The 20,166-nt window shown below is 64.4% G+C and carries 21 protein-coding genes; 13 read left to right on the forward strand and 8 right to left on the reverse strand.

The genetic code is table 11. The annotated features are described in order from the left end of the window. Positions 1 to 70: 70 nt before the first annotated feature. The 5 genes from C2L64_RS01225 to C2L64_RS01245 all read right to left on the reverse strand — a co-directional run bounded on the left by C2L64_RS01225 (position 71) and on the right by C2L64_RS01245 (position 5,047). Positions 71 to 1,144: a homocysteine S-methyltransferase family protein gene (locus tag C2L64_RS01225; RefSeq protein ID WP_007577769.1), complete on the reverse strand. Its 1,074-nt coding sequence runs from the start codon at positions 1,142 to 1,144 to the stop codon at positions 71 to 73. A gap of 310 nt (positions 1,145 to 1,454) precedes the next feature. Beyond that, complete coding sequence (locus tag C2L64_RS01230; protein ID WP_007577767.1) at positions 1,455 to 1,712, reverse strand: BTH_I0359 family protein; 258 nt, start codon at positions 1,710 to 1,712, stop codon at positions 1,455 to 1,457. Between the two features lie 117 nt (positions 1,713 to 1,829). Continuing rightward, on the reverse strand, positions 1,830 to 2,618 hold the full coding sequence (gene pcaD / locus C2L64_RS01235) for a 3-oxoadipate enol-lactonase (protein ID WP_090834941.1): 789 nt from the start codon (positions 2,616 to 2,618) through the stop codon (positions 1,830 to 1,832). A gap of 200 nt (positions 2,619 to 2,818) precedes the next feature. After that, positions 2,819 to 4,042 carry a DUF3108 domain-containing protein gene (locus C2L64_RS01240; protein WP_090834942.1) on the reverse strand — a complete coding sequence of 408 codons (1,224 nt, stop codon included), beginning with the start codon at positions 4,040 to 4,042 and terminating at the stop codon, positions 2,819 to 2,821. 90 nt (positions 4,043 to 4,132) lie between these two features. Further along, positions 4,133 to 5,047: an IclR family transcriptional regulator gene (locus C2L64_RS01245; protein ID WP_090834943.1), complete on the reverse strand. Its 915-nt coding sequence runs from the start codon at positions 5,045 to 5,047 to the stop codon at positions 4,133 to 4,135. A gap of 150 nt (positions 5,048 to 5,197) precedes the next feature. Between C2L64_RS01245 and C2L64_RS01250 the strand changes: the two genes are divergently transcribed. The 6 genes from C2L64_RS01250 to rfaE2 all read left to right on the forward strand — a co-directional run bounded on the left by C2L64_RS01250 (position 5,198) and on the right by rfaE2 (position 11,608). After that, positions 5,198 to 6,190 carry a fumarylacetoacetate hydrolase family protein gene (locus C2L64_RS01250; protein ID WP_007577760.1) on the forward strand — a complete coding sequence of 331 codons (993 nt, stop codon included), beginning with the start codon at positions 5,198 to 5,200 and terminating at the stop codon, positions 6,188 to 6,190. A gap of 219 nt (positions 6,191 to 6,409) precedes the next feature. Beyond that, positions 6,410 to 7,615, forward strand: a complete 1,206-nt coding sequence (locus C2L64_RS01255; protein WP_090834944.1) for an ABC transporter substrate-binding protein — start codon at positions 6,410 to 6,412, stop codon at positions 7,613 to 7,615. Positions 7,616 to 7,704: 89 nt separating this feature from the next. After that, complete coding sequence (locus C2L64_RS01260) at positions 7,705 to 8,556, forward strand: enoyl-CoA hydratase/isomerase family protein (RefSeq protein ID WP_007742711.1); 852 nt, start codon at positions 7,705 to 7,707, stop codon at positions 8,554 to 8,556. Positions 8,557 to 8,780: 224 nt separating this feature from the next. Then, positions 8,781 to 9,518: a PhaM family polyhydroxyalkanoate granule multifunctional regulatory protein gene (locus C2L64_RS01265; protein ID WP_090834945.1), complete on the forward strand. Its 738-nt coding sequence runs from the start codon at positions 8,781 to 8,783 to the stop codon at positions 9,516 to 9,518. A gap of 562 nt (positions 9,519 to 10,080) precedes the next feature. Then, entirely contained in the window at positions 10,081 to 10,956 is an 876-nt protein-coding gene (locus C2L64_RS01270; protein WP_007577756.1) for a ferritin family protein, read from the forward strand. Between the two features lie 169 nt (positions 10,957 to 11,125). Continuing rightward, on the forward strand, positions 11,126 to 11,608 hold the full coding sequence (gene rfaE2 / locus C2L64_RS01275; protein ID WP_007577755.1) for a D-glycero-beta-D-manno-heptose 1-phosphate adenylyltransferase: 483 nt from the start codon (positions 11,126 to 11,128) through the stop codon (positions 11,606 to 11,608). Between the two features lie 48 nt (positions 11,609 to 11,656). Here the strand turns inward: rfaE2 and C2L64_RS01280 are convergent, their stop codons facing one another. The 3 genes from C2L64_RS01280 to C2L64_RS01290 are packed head-to-tail and all read right to left on the reverse strand — an operon-like array spanning position 11,657 to position 13,714. Continuing rightward, entirely contained in the window at positions 11,657 to 11,896 is a 240-nt protein-coding gene (locus tag C2L64_RS01280) for a hypothetical protein (protein ID WP_007577754.1), read from the reverse strand. Positions 11,897 to 11,936: 40 nt separating this feature from the next. Next, positions 11,937 to 12,812 carry a type III pantothenate kinase gene (locus C2L64_RS01285; protein WP_090834946.1) on the reverse strand — a complete coding sequence of 292 codons (876 nt, stop codon included), beginning with the start codon at positions 12,810 to 12,812 and terminating at the stop codon, positions 11,937 to 11,939. Continuing rightward, on the reverse strand, positions 12,809 to 13,714 hold the full coding sequence (locus C2L64_RS01290) for a biotin--[acetyl-CoA-carboxylase] ligase (RefSeq protein ID WP_176133761.1): 906 nt from the start codon (positions 13,712 to 13,714) through the stop codon (positions 12,809 to 12,811). The genes C2L64_RS01285 and C2L64_RS01290 overlap by 4 nt, the downstream gene beginning before the upstream one ends. Before the next feature lie 168 nt (positions 13,715 to 13,882). Between C2L64_RS01290 and C2L64_RS01295 the strand changes: the two genes are divergently transcribed. The 7 genes from C2L64_RS01295 (at position 13,883) to C2L64_RS01325 (ending at position 19,894) form a co-directional block, all read left to right on the forward strand. Then, positions 13,883 to 15,022 carry an MlaE family ABC transporter permease gene (locus C2L64_RS01295; protein ID WP_079484135.1) on the forward strand — a complete coding sequence of 380 codons (1,140 nt, stop codon included), beginning with the start codon at positions 13,883 to 13,885 and terminating at the stop codon, positions 15,020 to 15,022. Further along, positions 15,019 to 15,909, forward strand: a complete 891-nt coding sequence (locus C2L64_RS01300) for an ABC transporter ATP-binding protein (RefSeq protein ID WP_007577750.1) — start codon at positions 15,019 to 15,021, stop codon at positions 15,907 to 15,909. Before C2L64_RS01295 ends, C2L64_RS01300 begins: the two co-directional genes overlap by 4 nt. Positions 15,910 to 15,928: 19 nt before the next feature. Beyond that, positions 15,929 to 16,891, forward strand: coding sequence for an MlaD family protein (locus tag C2L64_RS01305; RefSeq protein ID WP_007577749.1), 963 nt, complete (start codon positions 15,929 to 15,931; stop codon positions 16,889 to 16,891). An 18-nt stretch (positions 16,892 to 16,909) separates the two neighbouring features. Then, positions 16,910 to 17,536 carry an ABC-type transport auxiliary lipoprotein family protein gene (locus tag C2L64_RS01310; RefSeq protein WP_007577748.1) on the forward strand — a complete coding sequence of 209 codons (627 nt, stop codon included), beginning with the start codon at positions 16,910 to 16,912 and terminating at the stop codon, positions 17,534 to 17,536. A 30-nt stretch (positions 17,537 to 17,566) separates the two neighbouring features. Next, complete coding sequence (locus C2L64_RS01315) at positions 17,567 to 18,727, forward strand: VanZ family protein (protein ID WP_079498151.1); 1,161 nt, start codon at positions 17,567 to 17,569, stop codon at positions 18,725 to 18,727. Between the two features lie 161 nt (positions 18,728 to 18,888). Continuing rightward, positions 18,889 to 19,212, forward strand: coding sequence for a (2Fe-2S) ferredoxin domain-containing protein (locus tag C2L64_RS01320; protein WP_007577746.1), 324 nt, complete (start codon positions 18,889 to 18,891; stop codon positions 19,210 to 19,212). A gap of 37 nt (positions 19,213 to 19,249) precedes the next feature. Then, the gene (locus C2L64_RS01325) at positions 19,250 to 19,894 is read left to right on the forward strand and encodes an alpha/beta hydrolase (protein ID WP_007577745.1); all 645 of its coding nucleotides are present in this window, start codon (positions 19,250 to 19,252) and stop codon (positions 19,892 to 19,894) included. Positions 19,895 to 20,166 lie beyond the last annotated feature (272 nt).

Below are 20,166 nucleotides of genomic sequence, written 5' to 3' on the forward strand. Positions count from 1 at the left end.
TTCGTGTGCGTGTTTCGTCAGTGCGTCAATGCTTCGGTGTGCGCGTGCTGTAAAGCGTGCTTTGGGTACTTCAGGCGGCGTCGCGATACTGGCTCGGCCACTTGCGCGGCTTCACGTCGTTCAGCGCCTTCGCGATCGCGGCGATGTGCTCCGGCGTCGTGCCGCAGCAGCCGCCCGCGATGTTTACGAGGCCCGCTTGTGCGAATTCCTTCAGCAGGCCCGAGGTATCGGCGGGCAGTTCGTCGAAGCCCGTGTCGCTCATCGGATTCGGCAAACCGGCGTTGGGATAGCACGACACATACGTGTCGCACAGCTTCGCCAGCTCCGCGATGTACGGGCGCATCAGCGCCGCGCCGAGCGCGCAGTTCAGGCCGAACGTCAGCGGCTTTGCGTGACGCAGGGAGTTCCAGAAAGCCTCGACCGTCTGTCCCGACAGAATGCGGCCCGATGCGTCCGTCACCGTGCCCGAGATCATGATGGGCAGGCGCTCGCCCGTGTCTTCGAACAGTTCGTCGAGCGCAAACAGCGCAGCTTTCGCATTCAGCGTGTCGAAGATCGTTTCGACGAGGAACAGGTCCGCGCCGCCTTCCAGCAGCGCCTTTGCCTGTTCGTAGTACGCCGTGCGCAGTTCGTCGAACGTGACGTTGCGCGCGCCCGGATCGTTGACGTCGGGCGAGATGCTCGCCGTCTTCGGCGTCGGTCCGATCGCGCCCGCGACGAAGCGCGGCTTGTCGGGCGTCGAGTATTTGTCGCATGCGGCGCGCGCGAGCTTCGCCGACTCGCGGTTCATTTCGACGGCGAGATCTTCCATGCCGTAGTCGGCCTGCGCGACGGTTGTCGCGCCGAACGTGTTCGTCTCGATGATGTCCGCGCCTGCCGCCAGATACTGCTCGTGAATCTCGCTGATGATCTGCGGCTGCGTGATGGACAGTAGTTCGTTGTTGCCCTTGATGTCGCGCGCGTAGTCCTTGAAGCGCTCGCCACGATAGGCGGCTTCGTCGAGCTTGTAGCGCTGGATCATCGTGCCCATCGCGCCGTCCAGAATCAGGATGCGCGATTCGAGCAACGCGGGCAGGGTCGCGCCGCGCGTATACGCGGCACGGGGGCTGGCGGCTGACGGGGCTGACGTGACGGGCTGGTTCATGGTCTGATCGGGCTCGTGCCGGACGGGCCGGCTTTTTTCAGGAAACTCAATATTGTAGCCGCATGGTCGCGGGCGTGCCGTGCGCGGCGGACTTGCACGGGGCGCGGCGGTTGCCGGCAGGGTAGCGCGAGGGGCATTTCGTACGCTGGTCGCTGTTTTCGCAACGAAGCGCCCCGGCGTTTCGCGCCGCGATATCCATATAAAAGCGCCACATTCAGCGCCAGCAGCCGCATAAAACGAAAAACCCCGCCCGGCGCGGGGCCGGACGGGGTCGATGAGGACGTGTCGCCAGGAGGATGGCGCCTGTCGATCAGTGAAGAATGACCGGCTGGTTCATCAGGCTGTCGAATTGACCGAGAAACTCGTCAACTTCGTCGAGCGTCGGTTCGTCTTCGATCAGTTTCTGCACGTGTTCGCGAAAACTGGCTGCCATCGCACCGTCGATGTAAATCTCGCGCTGCGTGTTCTTGTCGACGATCTCATACCCACCGGATAGCATCGAGAGATGGCCGTCTTGCGGCGGGAACTCGACGACACAGTAGTTGGGGCTGTTGTAGATCATTTGCATGGCGACACTCCTTATTTCCGATGGCTCCGGGCCAGTGTTGCACCGTAGATGGAGCCCTTGGTTTGGAATTCAAGGGGTGGGTCCGGCCTGACGCTTTGAATTCTCCGGACCTATCGGTTAGACCCGTTTTTGCAAAAACGATTCCAGCAAAGCGGTGAAACGTTGCGACTGTTCGATCGGTGCGAGGTGAGCTGCGTCCAGCAACTCGAACTGCGCATTCCGGATGGCATTCGCAATTGCGTGTGTAGCAGCAGGTGGCGTGCCTGCGTCGTGGCGTCCAGCCACAGTAAGAGTAGGAAGATCAATCTCGCTCAGTCTACTGCGCACATCGAAATCGCGCAGCGCAATGCACGCTTGTGCGTAACCTTCAGACGAAGTGTTCTCCAATACCTCCCGAATCTGTTCGACCACCTCCGGATGCGCGTCGCGAAAACCCGCCGTGAGCCAGCGTTCCATCGTTGCCTCGGCCAGCGCTGCGACGCCTTCGTTGCGCGCCTTCGCCGCGCGCTGCTCCCATATGGCATGGCCGTCCGAAGGCGTGGCGGCGTGCGTGTCGGCGAGCGTCAATGTTTCGATGCGTGCCGGGTTATCCAGCGCGAACTGTTGCGCAATCATCCCGCCCATCGACATTCCGACAATATGCGTTTTCTCAACGCCAAGCGCATCTAGCAGTATGTGTAGATCCTGCGACAAATCTGCAACACGGAACGGTCTGTCCGATACGGCCGTTTGACCGTGACCGCGCACGTCGTAGCGCAAGACTGTGTAGTCATCCCGAAAATAGCCGGCGAGCTGATCCCAGATCGACAGATCGCCGCCAAGCTGATGAATGAACGTGAGCCATGGGCCACCGCCCTCATTGCTCAGGACGTAGCGCGTATCGATGCCATTTACATTGATCTGCATGCGGACTCCATAAGTGATGTCGCAATGAAAGAACGAACGGATCGACAGTTCATCCGATTGAGTTCATCGGATTCGCATGAACCGCCGGCGCGTATCAGCGCGCATCGTCGTGCGATTCATGCAAACGACGGAAGTTTCGGATGCGCAGTGTGTGTAGTCCCGGTTTCAAAGTGTCCTCCATAGCGAAGGACCAGTTTGTGTCAGGGCTTTTCCGGCCCTGCGCCTGGATCGGTGACGGACGGTTGGGAAGGGGCTTGTGACGTGTCATCGGATGAAGCGGCGTTGCTACCGTTCGCATCCGGCGGCGCGATCTTGCCGCGCCAGACAAGTTCGATCTGCGTGCCGTTCGGCTCGGTTTGCACGAGACGCGCAGGCAGCCAGCCGAGCGACGGCGCAAGCCACACGTCGATGCGCCGCCGGTCGCCTTCGCGGCGCGGCAGGCGCATGAAATGGCGCGCATCGATGATGCCCTGATCGGTGCGCACGCCTTCGTCGCCTATTGTCTCGATGGGCCAGATTTCGCCGCTGTCGTTGTCGGTCACGAAGAACTGGCGTGTCACGCCTGGCTGATACGCGTCGGGGTCGCCGCGCACCAGGCTGGCGAGTTGCATCACCATGCTGAATCTGTCTTGCGCGCCGTCCTGCAGCGGCAGCGTGGCCGGCGTGCGCGAGAAGCCGATCTGTTTCGTGTCGCGATGGAAGATGGTGATGTCCTCGCCGCGTCGGCCGCGTTTTTCGATGTACTGATCAGGCGCGAGACCGAATGCATCGACATGCCCGTGGCTCGAATAGCTGAATGTGCCGATGAACGGCAAGGGCACCGAAACGATCATGTCGTACGAGCGGCCATCGCTCGACCAGTGGATCGTGCCCGGCTGATTGCGCACGCCGTTGTAGAACGTGTCGTATTGCAACTCTGCTGAGGGCGGTACAGAGAACTTCACGCCTGGCGCAGCATGCGGCGCGTTGCCTTGACCGGCAACATTGGCGCTGGAATTGGTGGCTCCTGTTGCGGACGACGCAACGCCCGGCGCGGAAGCCAAAGCATCGGAGGGCGCGCTTGCGGCGTCAGTTGCGGGCGCTGTTTGAAGCGGTTTCTGACCTGGTTGCGTGGCCGTCAACACATGTTCACGCGGCGCTCGAGCGACGCGTTTCGGGGCCGCAGGCACCGCCTTCGCGGGCGGCGGCGAACCGGCCGCCTGCGTTTCGATACGCTCCGGCTTGAGCAGCGCGACCTGTACGGGAACATGCTCGGGCGACACGGGTTTGAAGGTGTCGTGATGCCGCTCGAACCATTGCGCCGCGATGAAGTGCGCGCCGACGACAGCCAGCAGCACGCCCGCCCAACGCAAGCGCGACGAGCGGCGCTGCGCGGCGGCGAGGCGAGCCGGCGTGACGGAACGGAGAGCGGCTGAAGATGACATCGGAAGAAGCAAAATCCTGAAGGCGGAACGCAAGACTATGCGCGTTTGAACACAATTCGACTGCGCACCGCTGTCACGCGTTCCTCACGCTCATCGAGGCGTCGGACTATACCCGAGTTCATACGACAGCTTCTGCGCGCACACGCGCAGCGCCGTGTCGACTTCGCCGCCCCACGCGATATCGAACGCGCCCTCGTGACCCAGCGCGATCAATCCGAGCGCGAGATCGCCATTCGAATCGAACACGGGCGTGCAGAACGCGTGAATGGTCGGCAGCAACATGCCTTCGACGCGCGCCGAGCCATGCGCGCGCACGTCCTCGAGCACGCGCTCGACATCTTCCGGCGTGCGCGGACTGTTGGCGGCGGCCCAACGCCGTGTATCGGCGAGTTCGCGCGCGATCATCGCGGCCGTCTTGCTGCGCGGCAAATACGCGGCGAACAGCAGACCCGTCGCCGAGCTGAGCATCGGCATCACGTCACCGAGTTTCAGCGACGCCTTCGCGGGATAGCTCGATTCCATCCAGTGCACGACGGTCGGCCCCTGATTGCCCCACACCGCGATGCCGACCGTCAGATCGAGCCGGTCGCGCAATTCGGCGAGCGCGATGCGCGCGAGCTTCACGCCATCGACGCGCGCGAGCCGCGCCAGCCCTAGCTGCAGCGCGAAGCCGCCAAGCTCGTAGCGGCCCGTCAGCGGGTCCTGCGCGACGACGCCCAGGCGCTGAAAACTCACCAGATAACGGTGCGCTTTCGCCGGGCTCATGCCCGCGCGCTGCGCGAGATCGCGCAGCATCATCGCGCGCGGCTCGTGCGTGAGCACGTCGAGCAGACGGAACCCGACTTCGATCGACTGGATGCCCGAGCGCAGTTTTTCCTCGCCACCGTCGTGCTCGATGCCTTGCTCGCTGTCGTGCTGGTCAGCGGCATCGTCGTCGGCGGGATCGAGCGGTTCGGCGGAATCGGCATCCTTGCGGATCGAACTGGAGCGGGCGGTCGGAGGCATAGGCAGTGGTTGAACGGTGAGCCTTAAAGCGGCGAAAAACGGCGCGGACGTTGCAATGGCCATCGCCTGCTTGAAGCGAACGTTTGGGCCGCGCCGATTCACCATCGTAGAATAGATTCCTCTTATCGTCATCCACATGCCTTTTCCGCCATGAAACTTGCCTCGCTGAAGGACGGCACGCGCGACGGTCAACTGATCGTCGTTTCCCGTGACCTGCATATGGCCGCCGTCGCCGACGCCATCGCGCCGACGATGCAGCGCGTCCTCGACGACTGGATTTTCTACGCGCCGCAACTGCGCGATCTGTACGACGAGCTGAATCAGGGCCGCGCGCGCAACACGTTTTCGTTCGACGCGAAGGAATGCATGGCGCCGCTGCCGCGCGCGTTCCAGTGGGCCGACGGCTCGGCCTATGTGAACCACGTCGAACTGGTGCGCCGCGCGCGCGGCGCGGAAATGCCGCCCGAGTTCTGGACCGATCCGTTGATGTACCAGGGCGGCAGCGACGACTTCATCGGCGCGAAGGACGACATCGTGTGCGCGTCCGAATCGTTCGGCATCGACTTCGAGGCGGAAGTCGCCGTCATCACAGGCGACGTGCCGATGGGCGTTAAGCCCGAGCAGGCGTTGAAAAGCATTCGCCTCGTCACGCTCGTCAACGATGTGTCGCTGCGCAACCTGATTCCCGCTGAGCTCGCGAAGGGCTTCGGCTTTTTCCAGAGCAAGCCGGCGACGTCGTTCGCACCGGTTGCCGTCACACTCGACGAACTCGGCGACGCGTGGCGCGAAGGCCGCGTGCATCGACCGATGATCGTGCATTGGAATAGCAAGAAGGTCGGCCAGCCGGACGCGGGCACCGACATGGTGTTCCACTTCGGCCAGTTGATCGCGCATGCGGCGAAGACGCGCAACCTGCGTGCGGGGGCCATTGTTGGTTCGGGCACGGTGTCGAACAAGGATGCTAAGCGCGGCTATTGCTGTATCGCCGAGAAACGCTGCCTCGAAACGATCGAGCACGGCAGCGCACAAACGGAATTCATGAAGTTCGGCGATTCCGTGAAGATCGAAATGTTCGACGAAGCGGGCAAGTCGATTTTCGGTTCGATCGATCAGGCCGTCGCGCCGCTCGAAGGCGGGCTTTGATCGTGTAGGCGGCGTGAGGCGTCGGGCGATCCGAAAGGGTTTCGCCCGATGCCGGCAGCGCCACGCGCGCCGCTACACTGACGCTCGCGCGAGGCCATCGGGTCTCGCACGCTGGACCGCGTGAATCGCAACGCACAGCAACTCGCAGCGACACGCGCGCGGACAGCAACATGCAACACGCAGCATCGCAGAACGCACAAAAACCAAAGGAGACAACGCATGCCGCGATACGGGACGTTTGCATCTTCAACTCTGCGCAACTGCGCTCGCAAGTGCACTTTCAAGCGACGCACGACGCTCGCCGCCACGCTTTCCCTTTTACCCGGACTCGCGCTCGCACAGGTGAAGATTGGCCTCGTTCTATCGCTGACGGGGCCGGCTGCATCGCTTGGCATTCCCGCGCGCGAGACGGCGACGCTCTTCCCAAAAGAGATCGCCGGGCAGAAAGTCGAATACATCGTGCTCGACGATGCTTCCGATACGACGCAAGCCGTGCAGGACACCAAGAAGCTGATCTCCGAAAATCACGTCGACGCGATCATCGGCTCGTCGATCACGCCGAACTCGCTGGCGATCATCGACGTGGTCGCCGAAGGTGAAACGCCGGCGATTTCACTGGCGTCGTCGGCCAAGATCATCGAACCCGTCGATGCAAAGCGGCACTGGATGTTCAAGACCCCGCAGACGGACGCGATGATGGCATCCGCGATCACCGAGCACGCGAGCCAGCACGGCGTGAAGACCATCGCGTACATCGGCCAGGCGGATGCGCTCGGCGAAACGTTTTACGCGGAGGTCGCGAAGTTCGCGCAGATTCACAAAATCAACGTGGTGGCCAACGAGCGTTTCAATCGCACCGATCCGAGCGTCACAGGCCAGATCCTGAAGATCATGGCGGCGAATCCCGATGCCGTCGTCGTGGGCGCAGCGGGCACGCCCGCCGCGCTGCCGCCGAAAACGCTGATCGGACGCGGCTACAAGGGCAAGATCTATCACAACCACGGGGTCGGCAATAACGACTTCCTGCGCGTGTGCGGTGCCGACTGCAACGGTACGTTCCTGCCCGCGAGCCCGGTGCTGGTCGCCTCGCAACTGCCCACGGACTACGCTTCGAAGCGTCTCGCGCTCGACTACATCGCGCGCTTCGAGAAGCTGCGCGGGCCGGGCAGCGTGTCGGCGTTCGGCTCGTATGCGTGGGACGCGAGCATGCTGCTGAACAGTGCGATTCCCGTTGCGCTGAAAACAGCCGCGCCGGGCACGGTCGAGTTTCGCCGCGCGCTGCGCGATGCGCTCGAAGCGACGAAGGGACTCGCCGATACCAACGGCGTCGTCAACATGAGCGCGACCGATCACCTCGGCCTCGATCAGCGCGCGCGCGTGATGGTCGAGATCAGCAACGGAAAGTGGGTGTATCAGCCGCGTTAGGCGAAGTGATTCGCGTGGCGCAGCGTCGGCTGCGTTACGCGCATGATGTGGGTATCGACGCCGACGCGTCGCTCTTACGGATGTGTGCCATGTCTCACGAATCGGAATCGCAATCGGTCGAACCCGCGTTTTACGCGCACTACAGGTCGCTGCGCGTGCGGCGTCATGCGCACGGCATCCTCGAAATCGTGATGAGCGGCGAAGGCGCGAACCGCAGCGCGCTCGCCACCGCCGATGCGAACATGCATCGCGAGCTGGCCGACATCTGGCGCGATGTCGACCGCGACCCGGAGACGCGCGTCGCGGTGATTCGCGGCGAGGGCAAGGGCTTTTCGGCGGGCGGCGATCTCGGCCTCGTCGAAGAGATGGCGAATGATTTCGACGTGCGCACGCGCGTGTGGCGCGAGGCGCGCGATCTCGTCTACAACGTGATCAACTGCAGCAAGCCGATCGTCTCGGCGATGCACGGACCGGCTGTGGGCGCCGGGCTTGTCGCGGGACTGCTCGCGGATATTTCGATTGCTACGAAGTCGGCGCGCATTATCGACGGTCATACGCGGCTCGGCGTCGCGGCGGGCGACCATGCGGCGATCGTGTGGCCGCTGCTGTGCGGGATGGCGAAGGCGAAGTACTACCTGCTGCTCTGTGAGCCGGTGAGCGGCGAAGAGGCGGAGCGCATCGGCCTCGTCTCGCTGGCCGTCGACGACAACGATCTGCTGCCGAAGACCTTCGAAGTCGCGCGCAAGCTCGCGCAGGGTTCGCAGACAGCGATCCGCTGGACCAAGTACGCGTTGAACAACTGGCTGCGCTCGGCGGGGCCGACTTTCGATACGTCGCTCGCGCTCGAATTTATGGGTTTCGCGGGCCCCGATGTGAAGGAAGGCGTGGCGTCGCTGCGCGAGCGGCGCGCGCCGGATTTCCCGGGCAAGGAGCCGTTCTAGCGGAACGCGCCTCCTTGCGTCAGGCGGACGCAAAATCGTCATGGCGACAGGCGCACGATAACCGCGTCCGCAAACGCGGCTCGACGCGAAAAATTCACGCGGTATGATCGAGCCGCGAATGTCGAACGTCGCTTCGAACGCAGGATCGAAGGACAATAAGCGAACCACAATAAGCGAACGGCAACAGGCGCAACAGGCCCAGAACCGAACACAGGAGCTCAGCAATGACCGACCACCCCGGCTCGACGCCACCTTTCCCCGGATTTCCAGGTTTTCCGCCCGCCGAAATGCTCGACCGCATGTGGGGCATGATGCGCCTCACGCCGTTTGGCGCGGCATTCCCGGGCGCGAGTCCGGCTTCGACGCAGGGTTTCGTGCCGTCGCTGTCGATGATGTCCGACATGATGGCGCCGCTCACGAACGTCGAGGAGCTCGACAAGCGCATCACCGACATGCGCGCCGTCGAGCAATGGCTCAAGCTGAATCTGAACATGCTGCAGTCGGCGATCCAGGCGCTCGAAGTGCAGCGCGCGACGCTCTCGACGCTGCGCGCGTTCGGCGCGTTCGCGCAGCAATCGATGACGCAGCCCGCGCCTGAAGCGCCGCCCAGGCATGTGCCGCAGCCCGCTGCGAGCGCGCCGGAAGCGAGTGAAGCAGGCGAGTCGGCGGCGTCGCCCGCGTTCGACGCGTCCGGCTGGTGGAGTCTGCTGCAGGCGCAGTTCAACCAGATCGCGCAGTTCGCGATGGCGCAGCCGCCGGACACGACGGCGACGGGCGCATCGGAAGCGGGCGCGGGGATCGAGCCGAGCGACCTCGAACCCGACGACGCACCCGAGCCCGACGCGCAAGGCACTGCGCAGGCGAAATCCGATGACGCGCCGCGTGCCGCCGCGAAGCGCGCGGCCAGCACGAAACGGGCGGGCGCATCGTCCGCGAAGAAGACCTCGTCGACGTCCGAATGAACGCCTGATTTTTGCAATGAAAAGAGCGCGCGTGGCCGAAACGGCCAGCGCGCCTCAAGCTGCGACGGAATGTCGCCGCGCTAGCACATTCCTTTGACACCGTGCGGTCAACGAGCGCCCACGTTGTTTTACGTCAATGCCAAAGCGGGTTTCGACGGTCCGAAAATGGGGTGTGTAAGGGCCGCATGCTATTATTGTGTAAGCTTTTTCTGGCCCGCGGACGCGTGCGAAGATCGCCAGATTCGCCGTTTTATCCGGTGCCATGCGGTGCCGGTTCGTCCGCTGCGGACCCAAATGCCGTCGTTCGGCGGCAGGCTGGCACGACCCCAGGCAAAGGTTCTCCCTCACCCACGGTTGGCCGCGCACGCGAGGCACGAAAATCGCGTACGTATCACGAGCCGCAGTATTTCTTTTGCCAAACACTTGCATCTTGGCAACCGATTACCGCGTAAAATTGAATGCTGCGCTGACGACGGAGAACGTTGCCGAAAGTTCCCGTTCGTCGGCCACAAATGTAGCAACAGATAACAGACGTCGCCTTGCGCAGAACAGGGGTGGGATCATGAACACCATGCTTTATCCGGAACTTTATAAATCGCTCGAGTCGGTTCGATGGGATATGGAGAAGGACATTCCCTGGGACAAATTCGACGCGTCGCTGCTCACCGATGAGCAGGCGGCGACCATCAAGATGAACGCGATCACCGAATGGTCGGCGCTGCCCGCCACGGAAATGTTCCTGCGCGATAACCACCATGACAGCGACTTCTCGGCATTCATGAGCGTGTGGTTTTTCGAAGAGCAGAAGCACTCGCTGGTGCTGATGGAATATCTGCGCCGCTTCAAGCCGGAGATGTGCCCGACGGAAGAAGAACTGCACGCGGTGCGCTTCGAATTCGATCCGGCGCCGCCGCTCGAAACGCTCATGCTGCACTTCTGCGGCGAAATCCGCCTGAATCACTGGTATCGCCGTGCGGCAGAATGGCACACCGAGCCCGTCATCAAGCACATCTACGAAACCATTTCGCGCGACGAAGCGCGCCATGGCGGCGCGTATCTGCGCTACATGAAGAAAGCGCTGACGAACTTCGGCGACGGTGCGCGCGCCGCGTTTGCAAAGATCGGTGTGCTGATGGCATCTGCGCGCCGCACGGAAAAGCCGCTGCACCCGACCAACCTGCATGTGAACCAGTCGCTGTTCCCGCGCGACACCGTTCAATCGCGTCTGCCCGATCCCGAGTGGCTCGAGCGCTGGCTCGACGAGCAGATCCGTTTCGACGACGGCTGGGAAAAGAAGGTGGTCGAGCGCATTCTGCACAACCTGTCCATTCTGTTCGAGCGCTCGTTCACGACGGCTCAGGAACTGAACCGCTATCGCAAGGAAGTGGTGACGCGTCTGCAGGCTGACCAGCAGACTGCGCAACAGCAACCGGCCTGATAAGGGCCGCGCGCCCGCCGGGTGATCGCCCGGCGCGTCGCACAGACATGCAACGGCCCGGCAGGTGAGAACCCGCCGGGCCGTTTTCTTTTTGCCTTGTCGCGGGCGTGCGTCTTCTATCATCGGAGCCACGCGCCTCGCCTCTCAAACCCGCTCAACGATTGCTCTCATGGCCGCTACCTTCGAACGCAAGCTCACGACACGCGACGCGCTCGCTCAACTTCGCCCGTCGCTGACCGGCCCCGTGGTGTTCACGAACGGCGTCTTCGATATCCTGCATCGCGGGCACGTCACGTATCTCGCGGACGCGAAGGCGCTGGGCGCGACGCTGATTGTCGGCGTGAATAGCGACGCGTCGGTGCGCATGCTCGGCAAAGGCGACGACCGGCCGATCAACAACGAAGCCGACCGGATGGCGCTGCTGGCGGCGCTGGAGAGCGTCGACTGGGTGGTGTGCTTCGGGGAGCAGACGCCCGTCGCGCTGATCGACGCACTGCGTCCGGACGTGCTCGTGAAGGGCGGCGACTACGACATGGACAAGTTGCCGGAATCCGCGCTGGTGCGCGGCTGGGGTGGCAAGGCGCTGGCGATTCCGTTCGAACACGACCGCTCGACGACGGCGCTTCTGAAGAAGGTGCGCGCTCAGGACTGAGCACAACGCGACGCGGGCGCGCAACCCGCGTCGAAGAAGACTTCCGCGTTACTGCGGCAGCGCCGAAGCGGCGATCGGCGCAACGGGCGCCGGACCGCCGACGACAGCCAGATCCGCAGCATCGGCGGACGACATTGGCTGCACGCGCAATTGGTCCGGACGGACCTGCCGGTTCAGGTGATTCGGCTCGCGCGGCCCGGCGGCCGGCGACGGACCGAACAGCCCGCGCATCGTGACGAACGCGAGGATGTTGGCGAGAAAGAGCAGGGCGAGTAGCCAGCGCAGCATCGTTGAAATTCTCCAGCTTGCTTGTTCAGTAGCCCGGCGTTCAGGCCGGGTGAGCTTCCGTCGGCGGATTGGCCGATGCCTGCGCGGCGATCAGCGCGAGTCCCGTCAGCACGAGCGAGTCGTGACGCGTGTACGGCACGCCGAGCGCCTGCACCAGTTCGCCCGCGGCGCCGCCGCTCACGACGAGTCGCACGGACACTTTCCATTCGTCCTGCAGATCGCGCCACATCCGCTCGATCAGCCCGACCTGCGCCAACGCGCATCCCGAAGACAACGAACCCGGCGTATCGGTCGCGAACCATGCTGCGCGCGCGAGCGGCGCGGTTTGGCCCGTCGTACCCGCGGATTCGCTGTCGAGCAGGCCGCGCGCGGCCGTGGCGTCCAGCGTCGGGAGTTGCGCTGTGTGCTCGCCGAGCGAGCGCATCATCAGCGACCAGCCCGGCGCGATCAATCCGCCGACGAACACGCCGTCGGCGGTCAGTGCTTCGAGCGTCGTCGCCGTGCCGAAGGTCGCGATCAGCAGCGGCTCGCCCGGGAACGCGGTGCGCGCGCCGATCATGCCCGCCCAGCGGTCGCTCCCAAGCTGCGTCGGCGTCGTGTACGCGTTCGTGACACCGCACTGCTGCGCGGCTGAGCGGATCGTCGTGCGCGTGAGACCGGGCCAGTGCCTGTCAATGAACACATCGATACGGCGCGCTGCCGCTTCCCCGGCAACATTCGATAACCATGCCGAACCGGGCTCGGGCAACGTCGACCAGTCAGGCTCGTGTCGAGATTGCAACGGATCACCAGTGCCCTTCACCAGTTGACCGCCGTGCGAAAACGCGCCTGCGTGCGTCTGTGTACCATCCGCGTGAACCAGCGCCCATTTGACGCGGCTATTACCCGCATCGATCAGCAGATACGGGGCGCTCATGCAGCGCCGCTTTCGTCGTCCGCGAGACGCAGCGACACGTCTCCCGTCGCGATGGCTTGCTGGCCGGATGGTGTATCGAGCAGCAGTTGCCCGAGATCGTCGACGCCCGCCGCGACGCCGCGCGCGACTTCCACGCCTTGCTCGAACAGCACCACATCGCGTCCAGCATACGCATGGCAGCCGTTCCAGCGTTGGCGGAACGGCGCGAAGCCTTCTACGCCGAACCGCTGCAAGGCAGGTTCGAGCGAGTTCAGCTCTGCGGCGAGCGTATCGGTGAGATTCGCGTTCGGCAGAGCACGCGACAGCGCCGTCGGCGCGGCACCGCGCGCCTGCGCGGGCACGCCGGCATTGAGCGCGCCGACCTTCGCGGCGAGTTCCTCGGCGCCCTTCACGTTCGTGCCGATGCCGATCACTACAGCGCTCGCGTCCGGCGTGCTCCATGCCGTTTCGATCAGGATGCCGGCGAGCTTGTCGCCTTCGAGCAGCACGTCGTTCGGCCATTTCAGCGCGATCTGGCCCGGACCCGACACGGGCAGCGAGCGCAGGCCGTCGACCAGCGCGACGCCGACCGCTAGGCTCAGCCCCGCGAGTCCTTCAAGCGGCCGCGGCAGCACGCAGGCAACCGAGAACAGCAGTGCATTGCCGGGTTCCGCATACCAGGGGCGGCCACGCCGACCGCGCCCCGCCGTCTGAAGGTAGGCGACGCGCACGATCGGCCGCGCGAGCGCACCGGGTTCGCGCGGCAGCGCCTTCACGCGGGCCATCAGGTCGGCGTTGGTCGAGCCGGTTTCTTCGACGATTTCGATCGGCCAGTCATTGGCGGCCGGGCCGAACAGCGCGACGGCGCGCTGCCGGTCGATTCGCCAGTCGCCCGAAGGGCTTGGGGAGAGTGGAGTATTCATGAAGGGTATTTTAGCCACTGCGCCTGTCATCGTGATCGATAGATACGCGAGCCGCGCTTTGTTCACAAGATGCGTGCGGCATGCAGCCCTGCCGGGCATCCCACCAGGGCCCAATCTCGAACGCTTCGATACAATGCCCGTTAATCCGATAACCACATCCAGCGATCCTTGAACTACGACACTCCTCCCGGCCTCGAAGTCGCGGCAGGCAGCCAGGGCAAGATCGTGCGCCTGTCCGGCCAGTGGACGGCGCTCGCGCTCGCGCGCGACCGCCTGCACGGAAAGGCGCTGCCGCGTTTGCGTGAACTGATCGACAGCCGCGCGCACGTCGCGCAATGGGATCTGTCGCGAGTCGAGCGGATGGACCACGTGGGCGGCCAGGCGCTGTGGCGCGTGTGGGGCTACAAGCTGCCCGTCGATCTCGTCGCGCTCAACGATACGCAGCGCGACATCTTCGACCGCATTGCACTGCTCGACACCGCGCGCGAGAACCCGGAGCCCGTGCATCGCTTCGATCCGTTCACGAAGCTCGGCCTCGGCATCTTCGCGCTGTTCGAGCATCTGTATGGCGGCGTCGCGATGTTCGGCCGTGTGATCCTCGATCTGCTGGTGATCGCGCGTAATCCGAAGCTCGCACCGTGGAAGGAGATTTCGGCGAACGTCTACAGCGCGGGCACGCAGGCGCTGCCTATCACAGCGCTCGTCGCGTTTCTGATCGGCATCGTGCTGAGCTATCTGTCCGCGCAGCAACTGCGGCTGTTCGGCGCGAACCAGTTCATCGTGAATATTCTGGGGATGTCGGTGCTGCGCGAGCTCGGACCCGTGCTGTCGGCGATTCTCGTCGCGGGGCGTTCCGGCTCGGCAATCACCGCGCAGATCGGCGTGATGCGCGTGACGGAAGAACTCGACGCGATGCGCGTGATGGGCATTCCACACGGCCTGCGCCTGATCCTGCCGCGCGTGATCGCGCTGTCGCTGGCTATGCCGCTGCTCGTGATGTGGACCAACATCGTCTCGCTGATCGGCGGCGCACTCGCGGCCAAGATCGTGCTGCAAATCGACATGTCGTATTTCGCGCGCGCCTTGCCGACCGTCGTGCCCGTCGCCAACCTATGGATCGGGCTCGGCAAGGGCATGGTGTTCGGCATGCTGATCGCGATCGTCGGCTGTCACTTCGGCTTTCGCATCAAGGCCAATTCGCAGAGTCTCGGCGAGGGCACCACGACTTCGGTCGTCACGTCGATCACGGTCGTCATCCTCGCCGACGCCGTGTTTGCGATTCTCTTTCAGAACGTGGGGCTGTCATGATTGCGCCGCTCACTACCGCCGTACGGGACCAGCCGCTGCCGGAGATCGCGGAAACCGTGATCGAGGTGCGCAACCTCACCAAACGCTATGGACGCAACATCGTCCACCAGCATCTGGATTTCCACGTGCGGCGCGGCGAGATCGTGTCGATCGTCGGTGGCTCGGGTTCGGGCAAGACGACGCTGATGCGCCAGATTCTCGGTCTGGAGCGGCCGACCTCGGGCAGCATCAAGGTGTTCGGCGAGGACATGTCCACGCTCGATAAAGACGAAGCCCGGCTGATGCGTGTGCGCTCGGGCATGTTGTTCCAGCAGGGCGCGCTGTTCTCGTCGCTGTCGGTGTTCGACAACATCGCGCAGCCGCTGCGCGAGCTCGGCAAGGTGCCCGACGATCTGCTGCGCGACATCGTGATGCTGAAGCTCGAAATGGTCGGACTGCCGTGCAAGCACGCGTCGAAGATGCCGGCGGCGCTGTCGGGCGGGATGGTCAAGCGTGTGGGCATCGCGCGCGCGATCGCGCTGGAACCGGAACTGCTGTTCCTCGACGAACCGACGGCGGGCCTCGATCCGCAGGCCTCCGACGAGTTCGTCGAACTGATTAGCGCACTGCATCGCGCGCTCGGCCTGACGGTGGTGATGGTGACGCACGATCTCGATACGATGGTCGCGCTGTCGACGCGTGTCGCGGTGATCGCGGACCGCAAGGTCATTGTTGCGGCGCCCGTCGAGCAAGTGGCGGGCTTCGATCATCCGTTTATCCGCGAGTATTTTCTCGGGCTGCGCGGGCGGCTTGCGCTGCAGGGATTGTCGCCGGAGCGGCGCGCGAAGCTGCCGGCCGAAGCGCTGGAGCCCGCGTCGGATGCGATTCCGCTGCGTACCGCGCCATGAACGCCGAAGGAACCTGACAATGGAAAACAAATCACACGCCTTCTGGGCCGGGCTCTTCACCGTCGTGATGGTGGTCGCGATCGCTGCGGCGGCGTTTCTGTTCAATGTCGACAGGTCGGTGCGCATACCTTTCGATCTGATTGCGCGGACCAATGTCACAGGTTTGTACCCGGATGCTGCGGTACGATATCGCGGCCTCGACGTCGGCAAGGTGCAGTCGATCAAGTTCGACCGTGCGCATCCGGGGCAGATTTTGATCCGCATTCTGGTCGACAAGAACGCGCCGATCACCCATTCGACTTTCGGCACGCTCGGGTTGCAGGGTGTCACGGGCCTCGCGTTCATCCAGCTCGACGACTCGGGGAAGGATCTCGCGCCGCTCGTGTCGTCGGCGAAGGACGTCGCGCAGCTGCCCATGCGTCCGGGCCTGTTCGATCAGTTGCAGGCGCGCGGCGACGTGCTGCTGCGGCAGATCGAAAAGACCGTGCGCGATGTCGACTTGCTGCTGTCGCCCGAAATGCGCGACCAGTTGATGGCGACGGTGGCGAGCCTGCAGCACGCCGCCGACGGCGTCACCACGCTCACCGCGCAGATGGGCCCCGCCGTCGGCAAGCTGCCGGGCACGCTCAATCAGCTGGATCAGACGCTCGCGTCGACGAACCGGATGATCACCAGCCTGAACCGCCCGGACGGTCCGCTGGAAGGCACGCTGAACAAGGTCGGCACGGCCGCGCAGCAGGCGGGCGATGCGCTGACGGCGATGAACGCGACGCTGCAGGACATCTCGGCGCGCGTCGGCTACGACACGCTGCCGCGCGTGAATTCGCTGGCGGAAGACGTTCGCTCCGCCGTGCGCGCCGTCGACCGCGCCGCGAACACATTCGACGAAGCGCCCAACAGCTTGCTGTTCGGCGCGCCGCGCGCCGCGCCCGGTCCCGGCGAACCGGGCTTCGTGTGGCCTGCGGGCCACGCGGCCAAATGAAATTCAAAGGAAACAAGCATGTCACGCTCGATCAACCGTCTCTTCACCTCGCGCGCCGCGCTCGCTGCGCTGCTGCTCGCGCTTGGCGCGCTGGCCGGCTGCGCGGGCAATCCGGCCGCGCTCGCCGATATCCGCTACGACCTCGGCCCGGCCCCGCTGCCGGGCAGCACGGGCACGATGCCGGCCATCAAGGTGCTCGAGGTCACGGCGCCGACCACGCTCGATTCCGACAAGCTCATCTATCGCATGACGTATTCGGACTCGCAGCAGACGGCCTCGTATGCGAACAGCCACTGGACGATGCCGCCCGCGCAACTCGTCACGCAGCGCCTGCGTAATGCGCTGTCGTCGCGCGGCACGGTGCTCACGGGTGGCGACGGCGTGCGCGCCCCCGTGCTGAAGGTGGATCTCGACGAGTTCGAGCAGGACTTCGACGGCCAGTCCGAGAGCCACGGCTCCGTCACCGCGCGCACGACGCTGTTCGTCGACGGCAAGGTGGTCGGGCAGCGTACCTTCATCGCCCGCGCGCCCGCGAGTTCGGCCGATGCCCCCGGCGGCGCGCGTGCAATCGCCGCGGCCACCGACGATCTCGTCGCGCAGATTTCCGCCTGGCTCGGCGTGCAGGCGCTCGTCGCGCAGCAATGACGCGTTGTCGCGCAGTCACGGGAGCGCTGGATGGCTGACAAGCCGTGGCAGCGGCGGCCGTCGGCGTTTGCGAGGCAGGCGCTGGTGCTGTATGCGGCGCTGATCGTCTATGGGTCGTGGTATCCGTTCTTCGGCTGGCGCTCGCTCGGCATCGGGCCGCTCGACTATCTCTTCGATCCCTTCCCACAGTATCTGACGGCTTTCGATGTCGTCACGAACGTGCTCGGCTACATGCCGTTCGGCGCGCTGGTCGTGCTCGCCGTCTATCCGCGCTGGCGCGGCGCGATTGCCGTGGCGTTCGCATTTGGGCTCGGCACGCTGCTGTCGGGCGTGATGGAAGCCGTGCAAACCTATCTGCCGACGCGCGTCGCGTCGAATCTCGATCTCGCGGCGAACGCGCTGGGCGCGCTGCTCGGCGCGACGCTGATGTCGCCGTTGACGGGCGCGCTGCTCGATCGCGGCATGCTGCGCCGGATGCGCTTCCTGTGGTTCGAGCGCGATAGCACGGCCGTGATCGGGCTGGTGGCCTTATGGCCATTCGCGACGATGTATCCGGCGCCGCTGTTGCTCGGCCTCGGCTCGTGGCCGCGCGAGCTGTGGCTGCGCTCGGACGCGTCGATGCAGGATGCGTTGCTCGCCTGGGCGCCCGCCGCGTGGCACGTGCCGGCATGGCCCGCGCTGGTTGCCGCGTGGATGCCCGACGATGCGTGGGAAGCCATCATCACCGCGCTCAATCTGCTGGCGGCAGGCGCGCTCGCTTCGCTGCCGATGCGCGAGCGTGCGCCGCGCGTGCGCCTTCTGATCGCGTTCGTCGTGGCAACGCTCGCCGTCAAGGCTGGCGCGACGTTTCTGCAATCGCAATCGGGCCTTGCGTTCAACTGGGCCACGCCCGGCGCGCTGATCGGCCTCGCCGCCGGTTTTATCGCGATGCTGCTGACGCTGAAGCTGCCGCGCAGCTCGCGCGTTGCGCTCGCGGCGATCGCGCTGGTCGTTTCGCTCGTGGTCGTCAATCTGCTGCCCGTGAATCCGTATTTCGACGTCGTGCTCGCCGACTGGCGGCAAGGCCGCTATCTGCATTTCAACGGCCTCGCGCGCTGGCTCGCGTGGATGTGGCCGTATGCGGCGTTGGTGTGGGTCGGGTTGTCGGCGGAACGCGCATTGCTGTCGAAGCGGCGCGGGTCGCGTGCGTAGCAGGCATGCATGCTGGATCGATGCCGATGTAGCGACGCCAGCGGCGATCTGCGATGTTCGATCCCCGTCGTTATAATCGATGGGACCTCCTATCCCCGCTTACGGCGAGCCGCGTCATGCATGCGCACCGCTTCGTCCACGCACCTCACACGTCGGCCATCATGGATTCCTTCTTCAAATATCACGTCTTTTTCTGTCTGAATCAGCGCGAACCGGGCGCAACGCGTCCGAGTTGCGCGAACTGCGGCTCGCAGGAAATGCAGGAATACGCGAAGAAACGCGTGAAACAGCTCGGCCTTGCCGGTCCCGGTCAGGTGCGGATCAACAAGTCGGGGTGTCTGGACCGCTGCGAGGAAGGGCCGACTGTCGTCGTGTATCCGGAAGGCGTCTGGTACACGTACGTCGACACGAGCGATATCGATGAGATCGTCGATTCGCATCTCGTGAACGGCAAGATCGTCGAGCGCCTGCTGATCGACCGCTGATCCGTAGCGTTTCAACCGCGTCACTCGTCCATACAAGATGAACGTACATACGAAGAAGTATCTGATCGACGGCCCGGTGGGCAAGATCGAAGTCGCCGTCGATGCGCCCGACGCCAGCCGCGACGGCGGCGCTGCGCCGCGCGGTATCGCGCTCGTCGCGCATCCGCATCCGCTGTTTGGCGGCACGATGGACAACAAGGTCGCGCAAACGCTGGCGCGCACGCTGGTCCAGCTGAACTACATCACGTATCGCTCGAATTTTCGCGGTGTCGGCGAAACGCAAGGCACGCATGACGCCGGCGTCGGTGAACGCGACGATTTGCGCGCTGTGCTCGACCACATGCGTGAGCAGCCGGGCCACGCCGACCTGCCGCTCGTGCTCGCGGGCTTTTCGTTCGGCACGTTCGTGCTGTCGCATGTCGCCGCGCGGCTGCGTGAAGAAGGGCAGGAAATCGAGCGGATGGTGTTCGTCGGCACGGCGGCGAGCCGCTGGGAGGTCGCGCCTGTGCCGGAAAACACGCTCGTGATTCACGGCGAAACCGACGATACCGTGCCCATCCAGTCGGTTTTCGACTGGGCGCAGCCGCAGGAACTGCCCGTCGTGGTGATTCCGGGCGCGGAGCATTTCCTGCATCGCAAGCTGCATATCCTCAAGCGCATCATCGTCGACGCGTGGCGCTGATTTCACGGCGCCGGTGCATCGCGAAAACATGAGCGGCCGCGTGCCGCTCATGTTGTAAAAAGCCCTCGAAAAATGCGGGAAAACTCCATGACGTACGGCAAATTGTCAGGCGGCAGCACGTATAATGAGCGCTCTTTTTTGGGCGCAGCATTGCCCGTCTGGTGGATCGAATCGCCTCGCTCGTGAGTTCATGGCAGCGGATTCGGCGCGAGATGCGAGGCGCGCTGCGCGAACCGACCGCGTGACAGACAGTCTGACGAGCAGTCAAAACC

This window comes from Paraburkholderia hospita (assembly GCF_002902965.1).
GTDB lineage: Bacteria > Pseudomonadota > Gammaproteobacteria > Burkholderiales > Burkholderiaceae > Paraburkholderia > Paraburkholderia hospita.